This is a genomic window from Streptomyces sp. NPDC032091 (genome assembly GCF_055580265.1).
Genome location: NZ_JBVILR010000012.1, coordinates 173,956 through 194,604, shown reverse-complemented (window position 1 = coordinate 194,604; position 20,649 = coordinate 173,956). Strand labels below are relative to the sequence as shown.

Sequence of the window (20,649 nt, the reverse complement as noted above, 5' to 3'; positions counted from 1 at the left end):
CCATGTGCCGAGAGGTCGAACTGCGCCAAGCGGTGCTCGCGAAGAACGACGGCGCCGCCGAGGCGCTGCGCGCCGGACTCGCCGCCCGCGGAACGGCGGTGGTCAACCTGCTCTCCAGCCCCGGCAGCGGGAAGACGGCGCTGCTGGAACGCGAACTGACGCTCGCCAGGAAGCGGGGCGTGCGCGTGGCCGCGCTGACGGCCGACCTGGCGACCGAGAACGACGCGACCCGGCTGGCCCGTTCGGGCGTCCCGGTCAAGCAGGTCCTCACCGACGGCCTCTGCCACCTCGAAGCGCACATGCTCGGCCGCCACCTGGACGACTGGCTCCCCCCGGACACCCGCCTCCTGTTCGTCGAGAACGTGGGCAACCTGGTCTGCCCGGCCTCCTACGACCTGGGCGAGTCCCTGCGCGTGGTGCTGGCTTCGGTGACGGAGGGCGAGGACAAGCCCCTGAAGTACCCGACCGCCTTCGGGCTGGCCCAACTGGTGGTCATCACCAAGACCGACATCGCCGAGGCCGTCGAGTTCGACGAGGCGGCCTTCCGCGCGAACGTCCTGCGGGTCAACCCCGGGGTGCGGATCCTGCGCACCTCCTCCCGCTCCGCCGAGGGCACGGGCCTCCTCCTCGACCACGCCCTGGCCATCGCGGGCGGCACGCGCCCCCACACCCCGGTGATGTCCCGGCAGCCCCGGGCCGCCCACGTCCACGACGACGCGCCCCCGCAGGCGGGTCCCGCGGCGCGGCCCGCGCAAGCGGCGCAGGGCCCGGCGGCGGACGGCCCCGCGGCGCCCCCGGCACCGGCCCACCCACACGCCCACCTGCACTCCCACCCCCACCCGCACCCCCACCCCCACCCGCACCCCCACCCCCACCCGGCCCCCGCCACCACGGCCGGCCCCCGCTGATGGAGGCCGCGGAACGCCGCCGCGTGACGGTGCGCGGCGTGGTCCAGGGCGTCGGCTTCCGCCCGTACGTGTACACCCGCGCCACCACCCTCGGCCTGGCCGGCCACGTCACCAACACCCCCGAGGGCGTGGTCGCCGAGGTCGAGGGACCCCCGTCGGCGGTGGCGGCGTTCTGCGAGCGCCTCGCCGCCGACGCGCCGCCCCTGGCCGTCGTCGACACCGTCGACCACCGCACGGTCCCCCTCGCGGGCGGCGCCGGCTTCACCATCGTCGCCTCCCGCACCGGCGGCCCGCCCCGCACCCTGGTCTCCCCGGACACCGCCACCTGCGCCGACTGCCTCGCCGAACTCGCGGATCCGGCCGACCGCCGCCACCGCCACCCCTTCATCACCTGCACCCACTGCGGACCCCGCTTCACCATCGTCACCGGGCTGCCCTACGACCGCGCCCACACCACCATGGCCCGCTTCCCGATGTGCCCCGACTGCGCCCGCGAGTACGCCGACCCCGCCGACCGCCGCTTCCACGCCCAGCCCGTCGCCTGCCCGGCCTGCGGCCCGCGCCTCAGACTGCTCACCGGGCGCCCGCCCCGCGAGGAGACCACCGCCGACCCCGTCGCACGGGCCCGCGGGCTGCTGTCCGACGGCGCCGTCCTCGCGGTGAAGGGGCTCGGCGGCTACCACCTGGCCTGCGACGCCGGCAACGCCGCCGCGGTGGCCGCGCTGCGGCGCCGCAAGGAACGCGGCGACAAGCCCTTCGCCCTCATGGCCCGCGACCTCACCGACATCGAGCGGCTCGCCGACGTCGGCCCCGGGGAGCGGGAGCTGCTCACCGGCGCCGTCCGCCCCATCGTCCTGCTCCGCCGCCGCGCCGCCGCGCCCGCCGAGGGCCTGGCGGACGCCGTCGCCCCGGGCAGCCCCGACCTCGGCGTGATGCTCCCGTACACCCCCGTCCACCACCTGCTGCTCGGCCTGCCCGGCGACCCGCCCGGCCCCCGGCTGCTCGTCATGACCAGCGGCAACCTCTCCGGCGAACCCATCGTCACCGACGACGCCGAGGCCCTGGAGCGCCTCGCGCACCTCGCCGACGCCTGGCTCACCCACGACCGCCCCATCCACGTCCCCTGCGACGACTCCGTCGTCCGGATCTGCGACGGCGAACCCCTGCTCCTGCGGCGCTCGCGCGGCTACGCCCCGCTGCCGCTCACCCTCCCCCTGCCGGTCCCCGCCACCCTCGCCGCCGGCGGCGACCTCAAGAGCGCCTTCTGCCTCGGCGAGGGCCGCCGCGCCTGGCCGTCCGCCCACATCGGCGACATGGACGACCTGGCCACGCAGACCGCGTTCGCCCACGCGCAGCGGCAGCTGTCGGCCCTCACCGGGGTCAGCCCCGCCCTGCTGGCCGCCGACCGCCACCCCGGCTACCGCTCCGGCCGCTGGGCCCGCGACTACGCGGCGGGCCGCCCGCTGGTCCCCGTCCAGCACCACCACGCCCACATCGCCTCCGCGCTGGCCGAACACGGGCACGACGGCACCCGCCGGGTGATCGGCGTCGCCTTCGACGGCACCGGGTACGGGGACGACGGCGCGGTGTGGGGCGGGGAGGTCCTCCTCGCCGACTACGCCGGCTACACCCGCTTCGCCCACCTCGCCTACGTCCCGCTGCCCGGCGGCGACGCGGCCGTGCGCCGCCCCTACCGCATGGCCGTGTCCCACCTGCGCGCCGCCGGCCTCGCCCGGACACCGGACCTGCCCTGCGTCGCCGCCTGTCCGGCCGGTGAACTCCGCGTACTGGAAACACAGTTGGCCCGAGACCTGAACTGCGCGCCCACCTCCAGCATGGGCCGGCTCTTCGACGCCGTCTCCTCCCTGGCCGGCGTCTGCCAGTACGCCGGCTACGAGGCCCAGGCCGCCGTCGAGCTGGAGGCCGCCGCCCTGCGGGCGCCCGCGGACCGCCGCGCGTACGCCTTCGGCCTGCGCCTGCCCGCCCCGGATGCGCGGGGTCCGGTCGTCGCCGACCCGGCTCCCGTCCTGGCCGCCGCGGCGGCCGACGTACGGGCGGGCGCGGCTCCGGCGCTCATCGCCGCCCGCTTCCACACCGCGGTCGCGGACCTGGTCGCCGACCTCTGCGAACTCGCCCGCGCCGGACACGGCCTGGACACCGTCGCCCTGACCGGCGGGGTCTTCTGCAACACCCTCCTGTCCTCCGCGTGCGCCCGCACGCTGCGCGCCCGGGGGTTCACCGTCCTGCGCCAGCGCCGGGTGCCGCCCAACGACGGCGGACTGGCACTCGGCCAGCTCATGGTGGCGGCCGCGGCCGCCACCACCGCACACCACCCATCACGAGGAGAGGCCCATGTGCCTGGCGGTACCCGGCAGAGTGCTTGAGATCGGGGAGAGGGACGGCACCCGCATGGCCACCGTCGACTTCGGCGGCGTGCAGAAGGAGGTGTGCCTGGAGTACCTCCCGGACCTCCGCGTGGGCGAGTACGCCATCGTGCACGTGGGCTTCGCGCTCCAGCGGCTCGACGAGGAGTCGGCCCGCAAGACCCTCGACCTGTTCGCCGAACTCGGCATGCTCCAGGAGGAGTTCGGCGACCCCTGGGAACAGGCCGAGGCCGCTCGGCTCGACGACGGAACGGAGGCCCGGCGGTGAGGTACATCGACGAGTTCCAGGACCCCGCCCTCGCCCGCAGGCTCCTCGACGACATCCGCTCCACCGTCACCCGCCCCTGGGCGCTCATGGAGGTGTGCGGCGGGCAGACCCACACCATCATCCGGCACGGCATCGACCAACTGCTCCCCGACGAGATCGAGTTGATCCACGGGCCCGGCTGCCCGGTGTGCGTCACCCCGCTGGAGGTCATCGACAAGGCCCTGGAGATCGCCTCCCGCCCCGAGGTGATCTTCTGCTCCTTCGGGGACATGCTCCGCGTCCCCGGCACCGGCCGCGACCTCTTCCAGGTGCGCGGCGAGGGCGGTGACGTCCGCGTGGTCTACTCGCCGCTGGACGCCCTGAAGGTGGCCCGGCAGAACCCGGACCGCCAGGTGGTCTTCTTCGGCATCGGCTTCGAGACCACCGCCCCGCCCAACGCGATGACGGTCCACCAGGCCCGCAGGCTCGGCATCACCAACTTCAGCCTGCTCGTCTCCCACGTCCGCGTCCCCCCGGCGATCGAGGCGATCATGCGCTCGCCCCGCTGCCGGGTCCAGGGCTTCCTCGCCGCCGGGCACGTGTGCAGCGTCATGGGCACGGCCGAGTACCCCGGCCTCGCGGCCCGCCACCGCGTCCCCATCGTCGTCACCGGCTTCGAACCGCTCGACATCCTCGAAGGCGTACGGCGGGCCGTACGGCAGCTCGAACGCGGCGAGCACACCGTCGAGAACGCCTACGCGCGCGCCGTCCGCCCCGAGGGCAACCCGGCCGCGCTCGCCATGCTGGAGGACGTCTTCGAGGTCACCGACCGGGCCTGGCGCGGCATCGGGGTCATCCCGGACAGCGGCTGGCGGCTCTCCGAGCGGTACCGGGAGTACGACGCCGAACACCGCTTCTCCGTCACCGGCATCACCACTCGCGAACCGGCCGCCTGCCGCAGCGGGGAGGTGCTCCAGGGGCTGATCAAACCGCACGAGTGCGAGGCCTTCGGCGCCCTGTGCACCCCGCGCAACCCGCTCGGCGCCACCATGGTCTCCAGCGAGGGCGCCTGCGCCGCGTACTACCTCTACCGGCGCCTGGAGCTCGGGCCCCCGCAGGCCCGGCCTGCCGCGCCCCCGGCCCAGCCCACCGACCCGACCGCCCCGCTGGAGGCGAGCCCCGTTGTCTGAGACCACGCTCGACGTCACCGGCTGGACCTGCCCGGCGCCCCTGCGCGACCGGCCCCGCGTGGTGATGGGCCACGGGGGCGGCGGAGCCCTCTCGGCGGAACTGGTGCAGCACCTGTTCGCGCCGGCGTTCGGCGGCGAGACCCTCGCCCAGCTCGGCGACTCCGCCGCCCTGCGCCTCGGCGGGGTCCGGCTGGCCTTCTCCACCGACTCCTACGTGGTGCGCCCGCTGTTCTTCCCGGGCGGCGGCATCGGCGGGCTCGCCGTCAACGGCACCGTCAACGACCTGGCCATGAGCGGGGCGGACGCCGCCTACCTGTCCTGCGCCTTCATCCTCGAAGAGGGCGTCGAGACGGCCACCGTCGCCCGCGTCGCCCAGGACATGGGAGCGGCCGCGCGGGCCGCCGGAGTGGAGGTGGTCACCGGCGACACCAAGGTCGTCGAAGCGGGCCACGGGGACGGGATCTACGTCAACACCGCCGGGATCGGCCTGATCCCGGACGGGGTCGACCTGCGCCCGCAGCGCGTCGTACCCGGTGACGTCGTCATCGTCAGCGGGGAGATCGGCCTGCACGGGGTGGCGATCATGAGCGTCCGGGAGGGGCTGGAGTTCGCCGTGGACGTCGAGAGCGACTGCGCGGCCCTGGGCGGCCTCGTCCGGGCGATGCTCGCGGTCACCCCCGACCTGCACGTGCTCCGCGACCCCACCCGGGGCGGGCTCGCGGCCGCCCTCAACGAGATCGCGGCCGCGTCGGGCACCGGTGTCGTCCTGCACGAGGGACGCGTCCCCGTCCCGCCGGCCGTGGCCAACGCCTGCGCGATCCTCGGCCTCGACCCGCTCTACGTGGCCAACGAGGGCAAGCTGGTCGCCTTCGTCCCCCGCGAACACGCCGAAGCGGTCCTCGACGCCATGCGGGCGCACCCGCTGGGCCGGAACGCGGCGGTCGTCGGCGAGGCCGTCGAAGCCCATCCGGGCCTGGTCGTGGCCCGCACCGGCCTCGGCGGCACCCGCGTGGTGGACCTGCCGCTGGGGGAACAGCTGCCACGGATCTGCTGACCGGGATCCGCCGACCGGGATCCGCCGACCGGGATCCGCCGACCGGATCGCGTCGGCGGGATCCGCCGACAGGGCCCCGGCGCCCGTTCCCGCCGCCGCTACGGGCGGGCGTCGTCCGGCCACCCGTAGCCGGTGCGCGGCGGGACGGGAACGGCGCCCATGGCGGCCAGGTCGCGGTCGGCGGCGCGCATCAGCCGCGCCGACAGGTCGCGCATCGCCCGGCTCGCGGCCAGCTCGTCACCGATGGCGGGGACGTCCACGTCCTGCGGATTGCACCGGGCCCGGCCGCTGCCGGTGATCGTGGTCCGCCCGTTGTCGAGTACGGCCCGGGCCCTGGTGGTGCCGCCCTCCTCCACGAGGTAGAGGTCCACCCTCCACTCCTCGGCGTGTGTCATGGCCTGCCTCCTCCGTGTCCGGCCCCCGCTCCCAGGATCCCCCCGGGCGGCCCGCCGGCACAGCGGGTCAGGCGGCGGTCCAGCCGCCGTCCATCGGCAGCGAGGCCCCGGTGACGTGCCCGGTGTGCGGGCCGCACAGCCACAGGGCCACCGCGGCCACCTCCTCCGGCTCGATCAGCCGCTTGATGGCGGAGCCGCGCAGCAGGACCTCCTCGACGACCCGCTCGGCGGGGATGCCGTGGGCCTCGGCCTGGGCGGCGATCTGCCGCTCCACCAGCGGGGTGCGGACGTAGCCGGGGTTCACGCAGTTGCTCGTCACCCCGTACGGGGCGCCCTCCAGCGCGGTGACCTTGCTGAGTCCCTCCAGGGCGTGCTTGGCCGCCACGTAGCCGGACTTGAAGGCGCTGGCGCGCAGCCCGTGCACGCTGGAGATGTTCACCACCCGCCCCCAGCCGCGCCCGTACATGTGCGGCAGTGTCCGGCGCAGCAGCAGGAACGGGGCGTGCACCATCACCCGCTGGATCAGCTCGAACCGCTCCGGCGGGAACTCCTGGATGGCCGCGACGTGCTGCAGCCCCGCACTGTTGACCAGGATGTCCACGGCGGCCGGCAGGGAGTCGACGGCGGCGGGGTCGGCGAGGTCGGCCGTGTGGGGCGTCCCGCCGATCCGCGCGGCCACGGCCCGGGCCGCCTCCGCGTCGACGTCCACGACGTGCACGAAGGCACCGGCGCCGGCCAGCGCCACGGCGCAGGCGCGCCCGATACCGCTGCCGCCCCCGGTGACCAGGGCCACCCGGCCCGCCGGGCCGTGACCGTCCGCCGGGCCGTGACCGTCCGTCCGGCCGGACCCGGTGCCGTCGGACGCGATGCTGGAAGATCCGCTCGTCATGCTCCGAACGGTAGGGATCCCCGGCGCCCTCTGCCGATGTGTGCCGCCCCCACACTCCGCCCGCAGCCCATGGGGGCGAGCGCCACCGGCGGACCGGCGGCGAGGGGGGAGGGGCCCGTTACGGGTGGCGCCAGCCCTGGAGGCCGCCCGACGGGGGCCGGCCCGCCATCACCTGGGCGAGGTGGTGGAGGATCTCCTCCGCCTCACGGCGGACCTGACCCGGAACATCGCCGCGCTCGCGTACGAGCCGGTCGTAGATCGGCGCTTCACTGCTGGTGCTGCTCACTTAGGACGTCGCTCCCCTGAAGCCGGCACCGGCGGCCGGGCGGCACAAGTGTAGGTGGCGGAATCCCGGCACCCGAACACAGGTCGGTACGGGCGCCGGGGCAAACGCCGGAACAGGGGGCAAAGCGGAACTCAGGAACAGACGGTCCCGTCGGCCGGCGCGGTGCCGTCGACGAGGAACGCGTCGACCGCCTTGGTCGCGCAGGCGTCGGAGCCGTAGACCCCGTGCCCCTCGCCCTTCACCGTCAGGTTGACGCCGACGCCCCGCCCGAGCGCGTCGGCCATCCGCTTGGCGCCCTCGAAGGGGGTGGCCGGGTCGCCGGTGTTGCCGATGACGAGGATCGGGGCCGCGCCCTCGGCGGCCACCTGGGGCCGGTCGGACGTGCCGCGCACCGGCCAGTCGGTGCAGACCAGCAGGCCCTTGGCCATCGACGGCCCGAAGACCGGGGAGGCCGAACGGAAGGCCGGCTCCTGGGCGCGCATCTCCTCCACCGTGTAGCGGCGGCCGGTGTCGGCGCAGCCGATCGCGGTGTGGGCGGCGTCGGTGTTGTCGTAGTGGCCGTCCGCGTCCCGCCCGCTGTAGGCGTCGGCGATGGCGAGCAGGTTGTTCCCGGTGCCGCGCAGCTGCAGCTCGGCCAGGCTCTGGACGAGGTAGTCCCAGGTCCGCTTGTCGTAGAGGGTGGCGGCGATGCCGGTGAGCGCCTGGTCGGAGGTGAGCGCGCGTCCGCTCCTGGTGGTGGCGGGCCGGGTCTCCAGCTTCTTCAGCAGCTCGCCTATCCGGCGGTTGCCCTCGTCGGCGCCGGCGCCGGTGGGGCACTTGGCGGCGTACTTGTCCCGGCAGAACTCCATGGCGTGCTCCAGCGCCTGCTGGAACCCCTTGGCCTGGTTGAGGCCCGCCTGGAGCTCGTCGGAGGTGGGGTCGACCACGGCGTCGAAGACGGTACGGCCGACGTTCTTCGGGAACAGGTGGGCGTAGACGCCGCCCAGCTGGGTGCCGTAGGAGATGCCGAAGTAGTTCAGCTTGGCGTCGCCGAGCACCTGGCGCATCAGGTCCATGTCCCGCGCGGTGTCGGCCGTGCCGACGTGGGGGAGGACCTTGTCGGAATTGCGCCGGCACGCCTGCGTGTATGTGCGGACGGGGGCGAGCGGGTCGGCGTCGGAGGGGCCCGGCCCCTCGTCCAGGGCCTTGTCGTCCAGGCAGATCACGGCGGCGGTGTTGCCGACGCCGCGCGGGTCGAAACTGACCAGGTCGTAGACGGCGCCCAGCTTCTCGTAGTCCTTCGCCGCTTTCGGGAGCGTCTTGACGCCGGAGGCGCCGGGGCCGCCGAAGTTGTAGACCAGCGAGCCCAGGCGCTTGTCCGCGGCGGTGGCCTTCCTGCGGATCAGCGCCACGTCCAGGGTTTCGCCGTCGGGCTTGGCGTAGTCCAGGGGCGCCTTCATCGTCGCGCACTCCCAGTCGCCGCCGGGGGCCTTGCCGCCGCCCTGCGCCACGGAGGGCGCCGGGCAGGGGGACCAGGCCGGCTTCTGCCCGGTCAGGGCGGCGGGCAGCGCGGCGGCCGCGCCGGGGGAGGGGGCGGTCGCGGGGGCCGGGGGCTTCATCGCCGCCGGGGCCTTGGCCCCGCCGTCGCAGGCCGCCAGAGCGGGGACCGCCAGCAGCGCGGCGGCGGCCAGTGCGGCCGTCCGCGCGGGGCGGCGCAGGGGGTGGGGCATGCGGGAGCTCCTGGGGACGCGGGCGGCTTCGGTGCCGCCGGGCAAACGGGTGGCAAACTATCCGATCGGTCTCCGGCCGGATCCCCCGGGGTGGGCGCGGGCGGCCGGGGCGGGGCCCCCACGAAGCTGAACACTCCGATGATCGGACTGTTACGGTCGGGGCATGCCCGCACTGATCGCCCCCTCCCCGCACCTGCACGCCTCCTGGCTCGACGCACAGGCCGAATGGGGACCCGACGCCCACATGGACGGCGCCGGACTGGGCTCCGCCGACGAGGTGGAGACCCCCGGGGGCTTCGCGGCCTGGACCGAGCGCCTGCGCCGCCAGGCGGACCGCACGGCGCCGGTGGAGCAGGGCCGCGTCCACGCCACGTACTGGTGGATCAGCGAGGGCGACACCTACCTGGGCGCCATCGACCTGCGGCACTACCTCAACGCCTTCCTCCTCGACGCCGGCGGCCACATCGGCTACAGCGTCCGCCCCTCGGCCCGCCGGCGCGGACTGGCCGGCTGGGCGCTCGGCGAGGTCCTGCACGAGGCCCGCCTGATGGGCATGGACCGGGTCCTGCTGACCTGCGACCCCGGCAACGCGGCCTCGCGGCGCACGATCGAGCGGGCCGGAGGCGTACTGGAGGACGTACGGGAGACCCTGGTCGGCCCCAAGCGCCGCTACTGGATCGGTCTCTGACGGCGGCTCCTCCCCAGGAGCCCCACCCGTCACGGCTACAGTGCGGGGGACCCCGTACCCCGGGGAGGCGCGACGGGATCCCGCCCGCTCCGCCCCCGCCCCGGACCGTGAGAGGCGGCGCACATGGCCGAACCCGTCCCCGACCGACGGCGGCGGCCGGGCCCCCCGCGGGGCGTCGGCCCGGCCGCCCGGGTGGCCCTCGCCGCCTCGGCCGGGTTCGCGCTGCTGGCGCTGTGGATGGTCCTGGCGCCGACCGGGCCGCTGCCCTTCGACACCGGCCCGCACACCTGGTCCGCCGCGCACCGGCCGCCGGCCGCGCTGACCGTGGCCCGCGCGATCACGGACACCGGCACCGGGATCCCGCCGTACGCCCTGGTCGTCCTGGCGGGTCTGTACGCCGGCCGCACCGCCCTGCAGCGGGTCACGGCCGTCGCCGGGTTCGTGCTGTGCCTGGCCGCCGGTCAGGCCGTCCGGCGCGGACTGATGTACGCCTTCGCCCGGCCGCGGCCCCCGGCCGCCGACTGGGCGGTCCACGCCGAGAACTGGTCCTTCCCGTCCGGTCACGCCACGACGGGGGCGCTGACCGCCGGACTGCTGCTCGTGGCCCTCGCCCTGCGCCACGGCGGGCGTCCACCCCTGCCCGCCGCCGCGCCGGTCCTCCTCTGGGGCGCGGCGGTGGGCCTGACCCGTGTCTACCTCGGGGTGCACTGGCTCTCCGACGTGATCGCCGGCTGGCTCCTGGCCACGGCCTGGCTGGCCCTCGCCGTCCTCACGGCCCGCTGGTACATCCGCCGGAAACCGGCCTAGGCAGGCCGGCCCCGGCGGAAGGCCGTCAGCGGACGTCGCGCTCCGGCAGGTCCACGTCGGCCGGGGCGGACGCGAAGCCGCGGGCCTTGGCGGCGGCCGGCTTCTTGCCGCAGAACGCCCCCTCCAGGGTGGCGCCGAGAGCCGTGTTGGCGACGCCCCGGTTCGAGGTGTTCGCCATGGCCGTCATGCTGCGCTTGCCGTCGCGCGTGGTGAACGCGTAGGTGTAGAAGCCCTGCACCGTACCCGTGTGCCCGTACACCGAGGTGCCGCAGGACAGGTCGTAGCGGCGCAGGCCCAGCCCGTAGAAGCGGGTCCCGGCCGCGTCCGTCGGGGTCATGGTGAGCATCTGGTCCAGCAGCTTCGGCGCCACCAGCTTGCCGCCCACCAGCGCGGACATGAACGTGCCGAGGTCCGCCGGGCTGGAGATCATCGCACCGGCCGACTGCGCCCACGACACCGTCTGCTCGGTGGAGTCGACCAGCGGGGCCCCCGCCTCGTCCGGGGTGAGGTAGCCGTGGGTGTGCGGCCCGGAGATCTGCGTGCCGGGGTGCACGTACGCGGTGTCCCGCAGCTTCAGCGGCTTGATGATGCGGCGGTCGTACTCCTTGCCCACGGGGTTGCCGGTGGCCTTCTCGATGAGCATGCCGACCACCACGAAGTTGGTGTTCGAGTACTGGTAGGAGACGCCCGGCTCGGTCGTCCTGGGCTCGGCCAGCGAGAGGTTCACCAGCTCCTGGTAGGTGAACACCCGGTTGCGGACGGCCTCGAAGCCGGGCACGGTCTTGTCGAACATGGCGTTCGTGTAGTCCGAGAGCCCGCTGCGGTGGGTCAGCAGGTGGCGCACGGTGATCCGGTCGTCGGGCAGGAGTCCCGGCAGGTAGCGGTTGACCGGGACGTCCAGCTCGATCTTCTTCTCGTTCACCAGCTGGAGCAGCACGACGCTGGAGAAGGTCTTGGTGACGCTGCCGATCCGGAAACGGGCCCGGGGGTCCATCGCCGCGCCCGTGGCCTTGTCGCTCACGCCCTCCGTCGCGCTCAGGACGCGGCCGCCCTCGGTGATCCGGGCCAGTGCGCCCGGGGCCCCGGCGGCGAGGGTGTTGCGCAGCGCCTGGTCGACGGCCTCCATGTCCGCCGCCGGCAGGGCCGGCCCGGCGGCGGTGCGCAGGGCCTCGGCGGAGGGGGCGGCCGCGGCCTGGGCGGCGGTGGCGGGCGCCACACCGGCGACCACGGCCAGCAGGGCGGCACCGACGGCCAGACGTCGGTTCAGGGGACGGCGGTTCGCGGACAGGGGCACGTTGCTCCTCGGCTCGGTGGGTGCGGTTCCGGGCCCCCGGGGGTCGGCCGGGGTGATCACGACCCTACCGACGCCCCGCGGGCCGCCTGAGGTTCCGTCACCGCCCGCGCGGCCGAAAGTCGTTGTCCCTTCGTACGAGGCTCCCGGCGCGGGATGCCCCGTTCCGGGCCGGAGTGTCCGGTCCGTGCGGGAGCGGAGTCCGCCGGGCCCCGGGGAGGAGGGCCCGGGCGGGGCGGGGGCCGGCACCGGGGGACCGGGCCGGCCCCGGCGGGCCCCCGCGGCGCCGGGCGGGCGGAGCCGAGCCGAAATATGATGTGCCGGGGTCTTGCACACAGCGGGAGCAGAGAGGCAGATGGACGTACCCGGGAGTGGTCCGTGACCCCGCGCCGGCGGCACCCCCGGCCGGCCAGCGCCGATCTGCTGAGCACGCTGGGGCGGCTCACCGCCCAGGCGCGGGAGGGCGCCCAGCTGCACCACGCCCGGGTCGAGCTGGCCCAGGCCCTCCAGCGCGAGATGCTGCCCGCCTCCCTTCCCGTCCTGCCGGGGCTGCGGACCGCGGCCCGGTACGCGCCCGCCCAGCACGGCCTGGACATCGGCGGCGACTGGTACGACGGCTTCCGGCTGCCCGAGGGCTCCCTCGCCTTCTCCATCGGCGACGTCCAGGGGCACGACGTCGCGGCCGCCGCCTTCATGGGGCAGGTACGGGTGTGCCTGCGCGCCGTGGCGGCCGTGGTCTCCGACCCGGGGGAGGTGCTGGGCAGGGCCAACGACGTCCTGCTCTCGATGGACTGCGAACTGTTCGCCACGTGCAGCCTGCTGCGCTACGACCCGTCCACCGGCGAGCTCCAGGGAGCCCGCGCCGGCCACGTCCCCGCCGTCTGGGCCACCGTCGACGGACGCCACGGCATCGCCGAGGACGCCGGCGGGCCGCCGCTGGGCCTGGCCCCCGGGTCCGGGTACGGGGTCACGCGGCGCCGGCTGACGGCGGCGGGGTCCATCGTGCTGCTGACCGACGGCGTGGTGGAGGGGCCCTCGTTCCCGATCGAGGCGGGGCTGGAGCGGGTGTCGCGCATCGTCCGCGAGGCGGCGGGCGGCGACCCCGACGAGCTGGCCGCCGAGGTGATGAAGGTGGCCGACTCCACCGGCCACGCCGACGACGCCGCGGTGCTCGTCCTCAGTCACGACGGCCCCGGGGCGCAGGCCCCGGAGGAACCGGACGGCCGCGGCGGGGCCGCCGCCGCGGGGGGCTGACGCGTGTCACACCGGGGCGGGGGGCCCGGGCTGTTGTCTGATGCTGTGGTGCGCACCCTGCAACGGCGCCGTACGTGGCCATGGCGCCGTACGTGCGGAACGCTCCTGCTGGTCCTCGCCGTCGCCGCCGCCTACTACGCGACCGGACGGCTGGGCCTGCTGCGGCAGGTCGTGGTCGCGGGCGCGGTCGTCACCCCCCTGTGGCCGCCGACCGGCATCGCCGTGGCCGCGCTGCTCCGGTTCGGCCTGCGGGTCTGGCCGGGATTCGCCCTCGGGACGTACCTGGCCATCGAGGCGATCGCCGCGTTCCACCCCGCCGACCTGGGCATCGTGGCGGGCAACGTCCTGGCCCCGGTGTGCGCCCTGCTGCTCCTGCGCCGGGCCGGGTTCCGTCCCGAGCTGGACCGGCTGCGCGACGGGCTGGCGCTGGTCTTCCTGGGCGGGCTGGTCCCGATGCTGATCAGCGCGACCGCGGGGGCCTGGACCCTGGTGCTGACGGGCAACCTGCCGATGAGCAGCTTCTGGCCCACCTGGTCGGCCTGGTGGGCGGGGGACGCCATGGGGGTGCTGTTGGTGACCCCGCTGCTGCTGGCCTTCCCCGGGGGCGGGCTGCCGCGCGCCCCCCTGCGCGTGGCCGAGGCGGCGGCCCTGATGGCGGCGACCGCCGTCACGACCGTCGTCGCCACGCACAGCACCCTCTCCCTGCTGTTCCTGGTCTTCCCGCTGATCATCTGGGCCGCGGTGCGCTTCCAGCTGGCCGGGGCGGCGCCGTGCGCCCTGCTCGTGTCCGTCCTGTCGATCTGGGCGGCCACCGACCACGCCGGCCCGTTCACCGGGCGCAGCCTGCTGGAGCTCATGGTCAACCTCCAGGCCCTCAACGGCGCGGCGGCGCTGACCGGGCTGCTGCTGGCGGCCCTGGTCACCGAGCAGAACAACGTCCGGCTGAAGATCGAGGAGGCGTGCGAGGAACTCGCCGAGGTCGTCGCCCACCTGACCCCGGACGGCGCGGACGGCGGCCCGCCCGGCCGGTTGTAGGGGTGCGGGCGGCCGGTTGCTGCACCACTCCTTGACTCCTCAAGTTTCTCACATATGCTTGAGGGGTCAAGGAGGTAGCAATGAGTGATGCGCTGGATGTGTCCCTGCGCTTGGTGAAGGCCCAGACCGCCCTGGTGCGACGGTTCGACTCCCGGCTGGGTGCCCTGTTCGGGGTCAGCCTCGCCGATTTCCTGGTGCTGCTGCACCTGGGGCGGGCCGAGGGCGGCCGGATGCGACGGGTCGACCTCGCCGGAGCGCTCGGGCTCACGGCCTCGGGCGTGACCCGGGGACTGGCGCCCCTGGAGCGGATAGGGCTGGTGGTGCGCGAGGCCGACGCCCGCGACGCCCGCGTGGCGTACGCGGCCCTCACCGACGCCGGACGGGAGCGGCTGGGGGACGCCCTCAAGGCCGCCGAGCAGGTGGCCGCCGACGTCTTCGGCGGGCCGGAGTGGGCCGGCGGCGACATCGGCGAGCTGAGCGGACTGCTCACCCGCCTGGGCGGCACCGGCCTCCCCGAGGACCGCGGCACGGACCACCCCGCCGACGCCTGACCGGCCCCGGGGGGCGCGGCGCCGGGCGGCCGGAGCCGCGCCGTCCGTACCGGACGGGTCGGTGCCGCGCCGTCCGTACCGGGCGGGTGTTCAGCGCGGGCATCCCGAGTGCGAACCCGGTAGGGGGTCGGCTCTCCGCTCAGCGCTCCGTACGCCGTCAGGTACGGCATCCACACCGCCGCGCCCCGCACCGCGTCGACCCCGGCGGGGCGGCGCAGCACGGCCGTCGCCGTCACGACCGCGCCGGACGTGCGCTGACCGCCCCCGCCGCGAAGCGGAGCGGTGCCCTCAGGGGAACGGCGCCTTAAGCGCCGGGGGAGTTCGGGCCGCACCCGGTGCCACCTCGGTGAACAGGCGGGAAATACCGTCGAGTTGGCGTTGACGCACCCCGCTCTACGCGCGTTGTGTGGGGCGCATGAGGATTCCCCCACGTTTCGCGGCCCTGGCCGCCGCGGCCGCCGTCGCCGCCACCCTGTTCACCGGTCAGGCCGCCACCGCCGCCCCGGCCTCCGCGCCCGCCGCCGTCGCCGCGGTCGGCAGCGTCTGCTACTCCGCCCTGCCCGACGAGGCGTACGACACCCTCGGACTCATCGACCAGGGAGGCCCGTTCCCGTACTCCCAGGACGGCATCGTCTTCCAGAACCGCGAGCGCGTCCTGCCGGCGCAGAGCACCGGCTACTACCACGAGTACACGGTGATCACCCCCGGTGCGTCGACGCGCGGGGCCCGACGGATCGTCACCGGGCAGCAGTACCAGGAGGATTACTACACCGCCGACCACTACGCCACGTTCCGCCGCGTCAACTTCGGCTGCTGACAAGGGCGGAGAACGCCCCGAGACCCTTCCCCCCGCAGCCGCCGGGCCGCGCGGGGAAGGGTCCGGCCGCCCGCCCCGGCCGGTTCATGACTACTGTGTGGGGTGCACACGCATCGGCGTGTGACCGTGCACGGCAACACATGCATTCAGGGGGATTGCAATGGCGCTTGGGACCGAGATAGTGGACCTGCTGGAACTGAGTCCGGACTTCGTCCGCGACCCGTACCCGGTCTACGCCCGGCTCCGCGACCGCGGACCCGTCCACCACGTCCGCACGCCGGACGGCGAGGAGCTGTGGCTGGTCGTCGGGTACGAGGCCTGTCGTACGGCCTTCAACGACCCGCGGCTGAGCCGTGACTGGCTCCGCTCCGGCGACATCAGCCAGATCATCAACGTCGAGCAGGACAACCCGGCGCTGGCCCACATGCTCATGGCCGACCCGCCGCACCACACCCGGCTGCGCCGCCTGGTGGCCCGGGCGTTCACCCCGCGCCGGATCGAGGAACTGGCGCCCCGCATCCAGCAGATCACCGACGAACTGCTCGACGCCATGGAGGCGAACGAGGAGCGCCGGACCGACCTCCTGGAGGCCCTGGCCTTCCCGCTGCCGATGACCGTCATCTGCGAGCTGCTCGGCGTGCCCGGCCTGGACCGCGACGCCTTCCGCGCCTGGTCCAACGAAGCGGTCGCCCGCACCAGCCCGGAGGCCGAGGCCGCCGCGTACGAGGAGATGATCGCCTACCTGAGCGGCCTCATCGACGCCAAGCGCGCCGAGCCCGGCGAGGACCTGCTCAGTGCGATGATCCACGCCGTCGACGAGGGCGGGGACCGGCTCTCGCCGTCCGAGCTGATCGGCATGTCGGTCCTGCTGCTCATCGCCGGCCACGAGACCACCGTCAACATGATCGGCAACGGTCTGCGCGCGCTGTTCGCCCACCCCGAGCAGCTCGCCGACCTGCGCGCGGACCTCGGCCTGCTCGACGGCGCGATCGAGGAGATGCTCCGCTACGACGGCCCGGTGGAGACCTGCACCGAGCGCCTGGCCCTGGAGGACGTGGAGATGGACGGGGTGGTGATCCCCAAGCGCTCCACCGTCCTGATCGCCATGGCCGACGCGGACCGGGACCCGGCCCGGTTCGAGGACCCGGACCGCTTCGACATCCGCCGCGACGCCCGCGGCCACGTCGCCTTCGGGCACGGCCTGCACTACTGCCTCGGCGCCCCGCTGGCCCGCCTGGAGGGCCGCATCGCCCTGCGCTCGCTGCTGGAGCGCTTCCCCGAGCTCACCGGCGACGCCGACGAGGCGAAGCTGCCGTGGATCCCCGGCATGCTGATCCGCGGTGTGAAGCGGCTGCCCGTCACCTGGTGACCCGGCACCCGGGGCCCCGTCCGCGGGGCCCGTCCGCGGGGCCCCGGGAATGCGGTTGTGCGGCGGCCGAGAGGTGCGCCCCCTGTGCGGCGGCCGAGAGGCGCGCCCGCTATTCGGCGGCCGCGAGGTGCGCTTCCGCCGCCAGGACCGCCTGGTGCGTGCTGGGGCGGCCCATCAGCACGCACAGGGTGTAGGCGACGTCGTCCATCGCCCGCAGTGTGCCCGGGTCCGTGGGCGCGGCCGCCAGGCGGGCCTGGCAGCCGCGCAGCCGGGACAGCACCTCCTCGGTGCGCAGCCGGCTCGGCAGGATGCCCACGGACTGGACCGCCCCGGGGCGGTGCGGGGTGCGGGCCGCCTCCAGGGACCGGCGCAGGGCCCGCTCGATCCGGACGGGCATCGGTATCCCGAGCGTGCCGGCGACCATCGCCGCCGCCACCTCCACCGCCGTGACGCGGGCCAGTTCGGCCGCCGCCAGCAGGATCTGCTTCGCCTCGCGCACCGAGCAGGGGGCCGCCGCCATCAGCAGGCCCACCGCCCAGGTGTGGGTCGGGCTCTCCCCGGGCGGCCCGCCCCGTGCGGGAGCGACCTCGACCGGGAGGGCCGGGGACGGCGGATCACCAGGAGACGCCACGAGAGGATCCCTTCAGCCCGAGGCCGCGCACCGCGACGACGACAAGCACGTCAGGCCGGCCCGCCCCGCGCGGGACGCCCGCTCCCACGCTGACACACCCGGTGACGATCCGCATCGCGGGTCGGGCCCGCCGGCGCCCTCAGAACTCCGAGTTGGCGAACCAGAGGTCGAGCAGCTCCGCGTCGCCCGCGGCCGTGACCGTCGGCGCCGATCGGTCCAGGCGGCCGTACAGCAGCAGGAGCAGGTCGGCGGCCGGGGCGCTGACCACCGCGTCGGCGGGGTCCGCGTCCCCGGCGCCGTCCGGGACCACGCCGAAGCCGTCCGGGCGCAGCCGGACCAGCCACGAGCCGTCCGTGTCGGCGCACTCGAACCGGATGCTCCGGTCCGGTGCCCGCAGGGCGGCCACCTTGGGCGCGAAGAGGGCGGCGTAGGGCAGGTTGGCGAGGAACTCGTCCACCCCGTCCCGTGCCAGCGCGAGGTCGACGGCCGAGGGCAGCCCCAGGGTCCGTTCCGCGTCCACCCGGTGGACCAGGGTCTCGAAGAGCATCCGGCGCACCCAGAAGCGGGCGTGGCCGTCGGCGCCCCACACCCACATGGGTGCGTCCAGGTCGGTGCCGGCGAACACCTCCGCCGCCTCGGCGGCGCCCTCGGCCAGCCAGTCGGCGTACCCCTCCGGCCGCTCCGGCAGGCGCAGGTCCACGTCCCGGCTGGTCGGCGGCGCCTGGATGCGCTGCCGCAGCAGCACCGAGAACCAGCGGTGCACGCTGCCGGCGTGCCGGGCCAGGTCGGTCAGGTCCCAGCCGGGACAGGTGGGCACGGGGGCCGTCATGTCGGCGCCGCGGAGCAGGTCCGCGAACCGGGCGGCCTCCGCCGCCACGGCCGCCGGGTGGTCGGGCTGGTCGGCTGTGTTCATGCTGGTGGGCCCTTCTGGCCTGTCGGATGGATGCCCCGGGCACTCTTTCACAGCCCGGTCGGCGGCCTCCCACCGGCTCGGCTCAGGCCGGGCGCTCCCAGAGCCGGGACAGGTGCGCGTGGAGGACCTCCTGGGCCGCGGGCGGGCCGAGGTGTCCGATGAGCACGTGGGTGGTGAGGCCGTCGGCGAGGGCGAGCAGGGTACGAGCCTCCTGCCGCGCATCGAGGGGCACGACCCCGGGACGCGCCGAGGCCGCCTCCGCCAGCAGCCGGGCGAACATCGACTCCAGGGACGCGTAGTTCGCCCTGAGCGTCTCGGCCAGCGGCGCGCTGACCGCCGCCTGCGCCACGAACGCGAGCCAGACCCGGGCCTCCGCGCGGTGCTCCCCGCGCAGCAGGGCCACCTCCGTGGCCGCGTGGCCCAGGGCGGAGGCGGGCGACTGCGCCGGGGTGCGTACGAGCCGGGCCCGCACCCGTTCGCCGATCCGCTCGCCGATGTGCGCCAGGGTGAACAGGAGCATCTCCTCCTTGGTGCGGAAACAGCGCTGCACCGCGCCCATGGACACCCCGGCCCGCCCGGCGACGTCGCGCAGGGTCACGCCCTCCAGCCCGCTCTCGTCCGCGAGCCGGCACACCGCCTCGGCGATCAGCCGGCGCCGCTCCTCGTGGTCCACCTGCCTGGGCACGTTCCCCGCCTCCCTCTCCGCCGCGATCCCCGCCAGCTTATTCGATGCGCTCGCATCGGTTCGGCGTATAGGGTTCCGATGCAAGCGCATCGAAACGACGACGGGAGCGTACGAACCATGCCGGAACCCCTCTGGCGGATGACGGCCGCCGCACAGGCGGCAGCCGTGCGCGGCGGCGAGGTCTCCGCCGCCGAGCTGGTCGAGAGCCACCTGGAACGCATCGCCGAGGTCAACCCGCGGGTGAACGCCGTCACCCAGCCGATGGCCGCGCGGGCCCGCGAGACCGCCGCCCTGACGGACCGCCGGCGGGCCGCCGGGGAGGAGCTCGGACCCCTCGCCGGCGTGCCCTTCACGGTGAAGGAGACCACCCCCGTCGAAGGGGTCCCCACCACCTTCGGCGTCCCCCGCTTCCGCGACCTGGTCGCCCCGGCCGACGCACCCCCCGTGGCCCGGCTGCGCGCCGCCGGCGCCATTCCCGTCGGCCACTCCAACATGCCCACCCTGGTCCTCGCCGGGATGCACACCCGCAGCGAACTCTTCGGCGACACCGCCAACCCCTGGGACCCCGCCCGCACCCCCGGCGGCTCCAGCGGCGGCGACGCGGTCGCCGTCGCCACGGGCATGGCCGCCCTCGGCCTCGGCAACGACTCCGGCGGCTCCATCCGCGTCCCGGCCCAGTTCTGCGGGGTCGCCGGACTGAAGCCGACCACCGGACGCTTCCCCGCCGACCACCGCGTCCTCGGCCCCGACGACCCGGGCCCGGCCTCCCAGGCGCTCGTCACCGACGGCCCGTTCGCCCGCTGCGTCGCCGACCTCCGCCTGGCCTACGAGGCGCTGGCCGGCACCGACCCCCGCGACCCGAGGGCCGTCCCCGTCCCCGCCTACCTGCCCTCGCTCCCCGGCCCCGTGCGGGTCGCCGTGGTGGCGGACCCCGGAGGCCGGGGGGTCCACCCGGCCGTCCGCGCCGCCGTCGCCGACGCGGCCGCCGCGCTCGCCGACGCCGGGTACGAGGTGTGCGAGGTCGCGGACGTCCCGCGGCTGGACGAGACCCTCGACGCCTACGACCGCCTCACCCTCACCGAGTTCGCCCCGGCCTGGCCCGCCGTCCGCCCCCTCCTGGGCGAGGGCGGCGACCGCTACATCGGGTTCGCCATGGACCGCACCCCGCCCGCCACCGCCGCCGAACTCGTGGCGCTGGCGGGCACCTGGCTGAACCTGCGCCGCTCCTGGGCCGGCTTCCTCGACGCCTACCCGCTGCTGCTCGGCCCCTCCTTCACCGAGCCGCCGGTCGAGCCGGGCCTGGAGTCGCGGGACCGGGCGGGCCGCGACCGCGTCGCCTCCGGCATGCGCCTGTGCACCGCGACCAGCTTCGTCGGCGTACCCGCCGTGGCCGTCCCCACCGGACTGCGCGACGGGCTCCCTTCCGGGGTGCAGATCATCGGCCGGGCCTTCCGCGAGGACCTGTGCCTCGCCGCCGCCCAGGCGGTCGAGGACCGCCTCGGGGTCCTGACGCCCGTCGACCCCCGGCCCGCCGGTTAAGGTCTTG

At 75.3% G+C, this 20,649-nt stretch carries 21 protein-coding genes; 13 read left to right on the top strand and 8 right to left on the bottom strand.

Annotation, left to right across the window (positions count from 1 at the left end; genetic code table 11):
• Positions 1-2: 2 nt before the first annotated feature.
• Genes hypB through hypE form a run of 5 tightly spaced genes read left to right on the top strand, consistent with a single transcriptional unit; the run spans position 3 to position 5,783 of the window.
• Positions 3-908: a hydrogenase nickel incorporation protein HypB gene (gene hypB / locus ACZ5NJ_RS21070; protein WP_468766593.1), complete on the top strand. Its 906-nt coding sequence runs from the start codon at positions 3-5 to the stop codon at positions 906-908.
• Complete coding sequence (gene hypF, locus ACZ5NJ_RS21065; protein WP_468766592.1) at positions 908-3,292, top strand: carbamoyltransferase HypF; 2,385 nt, start codon at positions 908-910, stop codon at positions 3,290-3,292. The genes hypB and hypF overlap by 1 nt, the downstream gene beginning before the upstream one ends.
• Positions 3,261-3,560 (top strand): HypC/HybG/HupF family hydrogenase formation chaperone, encoded by a 300-nt coding sequence (locus ACZ5NJ_RS21060; protein ID WP_468766591.1) that lies wholly within the window; start codon positions 3,261-3,263, stop codon positions 3,558-3,560. Before hypF ends, ACZ5NJ_RS21060 begins: the two co-directional genes overlap by 32 nt.
• Positions 3,557-4,729, top strand: a complete 1,173-nt coding sequence (gene hypD, locus ACZ5NJ_RS21055) for a hydrogenase formation protein HypD (protein WP_468766590.1) — start codon at positions 3,557-3,559, stop codon at positions 4,727-4,729. Before ACZ5NJ_RS21060 ends, hypD begins: the two co-directional genes overlap by 4 nt.
• On the top strand, positions 4,722-5,783 hold the full coding sequence (gene hypE, locus ACZ5NJ_RS21050; RefSeq protein WP_468766589.1) for a hydrogenase expression/formation protein HypE: 1,062 nt from the start codon (positions 4,722-4,724) through the stop codon (positions 5,781-5,783). Before hypD ends, hypE begins: the two co-directional genes overlap by 8 nt.
• A 98-nt stretch (positions 5,784-5,881) precedes the next feature.
• Here the strand turns inward: hypE and ACZ5NJ_RS21045 are convergent, their stop codons facing one another.
• The 4 genes from ACZ5NJ_RS21045 to ACZ5NJ_RS21030 all read right to left on the bottom strand — a co-directional run bounded on the left by ACZ5NJ_RS21045 (position 5,882) and on the right by ACZ5NJ_RS21030 (position 9,062).
• On the bottom strand, positions 5,882-6,178 hold the full coding sequence (locus ACZ5NJ_RS21045; RefSeq protein ID WP_468766588.1) for a DUF1876 domain-containing protein: 297 nt from the start codon (positions 6,176-6,178) through the stop codon (positions 5,882-5,884).
• 67 nt (positions 6,179-6,245) lie between these two features.
• Entirely contained in the window at positions 6,246-7,067 is an 822-nt protein-coding gene (locus ACZ5NJ_RS21040; protein WP_468766587.1) for a 3-hydroxybutyrate dehydrogenase, read from the bottom strand.
• A 118-nt stretch (positions 7,068-7,185) separates the two neighbouring features.
• Entirely contained in the window at positions 7,186-7,353 is a 168-nt protein-coding gene (locus ACZ5NJ_RS21035) for a hypothetical protein (RefSeq protein WP_468766586.1), read from the bottom strand.
• Between the two features lie 131 nt (positions 7,354-7,484).
• Entirely contained in the window at positions 7,485-9,062 is a 1,578-nt protein-coding gene (locus ACZ5NJ_RS21030; protein ID WP_468766585.1) for an alpha/beta hydrolase, read from the bottom strand.
• A 163-nt stretch (positions 9,063-9,225) separates the two neighbouring features.
• Here ACZ5NJ_RS21030 and ACZ5NJ_RS21025 point away from each other — a divergent pair, with 163 nt between their 5' ends.
• Positions 9,226-9,750 (top strand): GNAT family N-acetyltransferase, encoded by a 525-nt coding sequence (locus tag ACZ5NJ_RS21025; protein WP_468766583.1) that lies wholly within the window; start codon positions 9,226-9,228, stop codon positions 9,748-9,750.
• A 123-nt stretch (positions 9,751-9,873) separates the two neighbouring features.
• Positions 9,874-10,557: a phosphatase PAP2 family protein gene (locus ACZ5NJ_RS21020; protein WP_468766582.1), complete on the top strand. Its 684-nt coding sequence runs from the start codon at positions 9,874-9,876 to the stop codon at positions 10,555-10,557.
• A 25-nt stretch (positions 10,558-10,582) separates the two neighbouring features.
• Here the strand turns inward: ACZ5NJ_RS21020 and ACZ5NJ_RS21015 are convergent, their stop codons facing one another.
• Positions 10,583-11,851: a serine hydrolase domain-containing protein gene (locus ACZ5NJ_RS21015; protein WP_468766581.1), complete on the bottom strand. Its 1,269-nt coding sequence runs from the start codon at positions 11,849-11,851 to the stop codon at positions 10,583-10,585.
• A 375-nt stretch (positions 11,852-12,226) separates the two neighbouring features.
• On the opposite strand from ACZ5NJ_RS21015, the gene ACZ5NJ_RS21010 reads away from it, so the two are divergent.
• From ACZ5NJ_RS21010 to ACZ5NJ_RS20990, 5 genes are all read left to right on the top strand, one after another.
• Positions 12,227-13,102, top strand: coding sequence for a PP2C family protein-serine/threonine phosphatase (locus ACZ5NJ_RS21010; protein ID WP_468766580.1), 876 nt, complete (start codon positions 12,227-12,229; stop codon positions 13,100-13,102).
• Between the two features lie 48 nt (positions 13,103-13,150).
• Positions 13,151-14,137: an MASE1 domain-containing protein gene (locus ACZ5NJ_RS21005; RefSeq protein WP_468766579.1), complete on the top strand. Its 987-nt coding sequence runs from the start codon at positions 13,151-13,153 to the stop codon at positions 14,135-14,137.
• Between the two features lie 80 nt (positions 14,138-14,217).
• Positions 14,218-14,688, top strand: a complete 471-nt coding sequence (locus tag ACZ5NJ_RS21000) for a MarR family winged helix-turn-helix transcriptional regulator (protein ID WP_468766578.1) — start codon at positions 14,218-14,220, stop codon at positions 14,686-14,688.
• Positions 14,689-15,103: 415 nt separating this feature from the next.
• A complete protein-coding gene (locus ACZ5NJ_RS20995) occupies positions 15,104-15,505 on the top strand; it encodes a guanyl-specific ribonuclease (RefSeq protein ID WP_468766577.1) in 402 nt (133 codons plus the stop codon).
• Positions 15,506-15,665: 160 nt separating this feature from the next.
• Positions 15,666-16,874: a cytochrome P450 family protein gene (locus ACZ5NJ_RS20990; RefSeq protein WP_468766576.1), complete on the top strand. Its 1,209-nt coding sequence runs from the start codon at positions 15,666-15,668 to the stop codon at positions 16,872-16,874.
• Between the two features lie 109 nt (positions 16,875-16,983).
• Here the strand turns inward: ACZ5NJ_RS20990 and ACZ5NJ_RS20985 are convergent, their stop codons facing one another.
• The 3 genes from ACZ5NJ_RS20985 to ACZ5NJ_RS20975 all read right to left on the bottom strand — a co-directional run bounded on the left by ACZ5NJ_RS20985 (position 16,984) and on the right by ACZ5NJ_RS20975 (position 19,103).
• On the bottom strand, positions 16,984-17,505 hold the full coding sequence (locus ACZ5NJ_RS20985) for a DUF5133 domain-containing protein (RefSeq protein WP_468766575.1): 522 nt from the start codon (positions 17,503-17,505) through the stop codon (positions 16,984-16,986).
• Between the two features lie 139 nt (positions 17,506-17,644).
• Positions 17,645-18,418 (bottom strand): maleylpyruvate isomerase family mycothiol-dependent enzyme, encoded by a 774-nt coding sequence (locus ACZ5NJ_RS20980; RefSeq protein WP_468766574.1) that lies wholly within the window; start codon positions 18,416-18,418, stop codon positions 17,645-17,647.
• 82 nt (positions 18,419-18,500) lie between these two features.
• On the bottom strand, positions 18,501-19,103 hold the full coding sequence (locus ACZ5NJ_RS20975) for a TetR/AcrR family transcriptional regulator (RefSeq protein WP_468766573.1): 603 nt from the start codon (positions 19,101-19,103) through the stop codon (positions 18,501-18,503).
• A gap of 117 nt (positions 19,104-19,220) precedes the next feature.
• Between ACZ5NJ_RS20975 and ACZ5NJ_RS20970 the strand changes: the two genes are divergently transcribed.
• Positions 19,221-20,642 (top strand): amidase, encoded by a 1,422-nt coding sequence (locus ACZ5NJ_RS20970; protein WP_468766571.1) that lies wholly within the window; start codon positions 19,221-19,223, stop codon positions 20,640-20,642.
• The last annotated feature ends 7 nt before the right edge of the window (positions 20,643-20,649 follow it).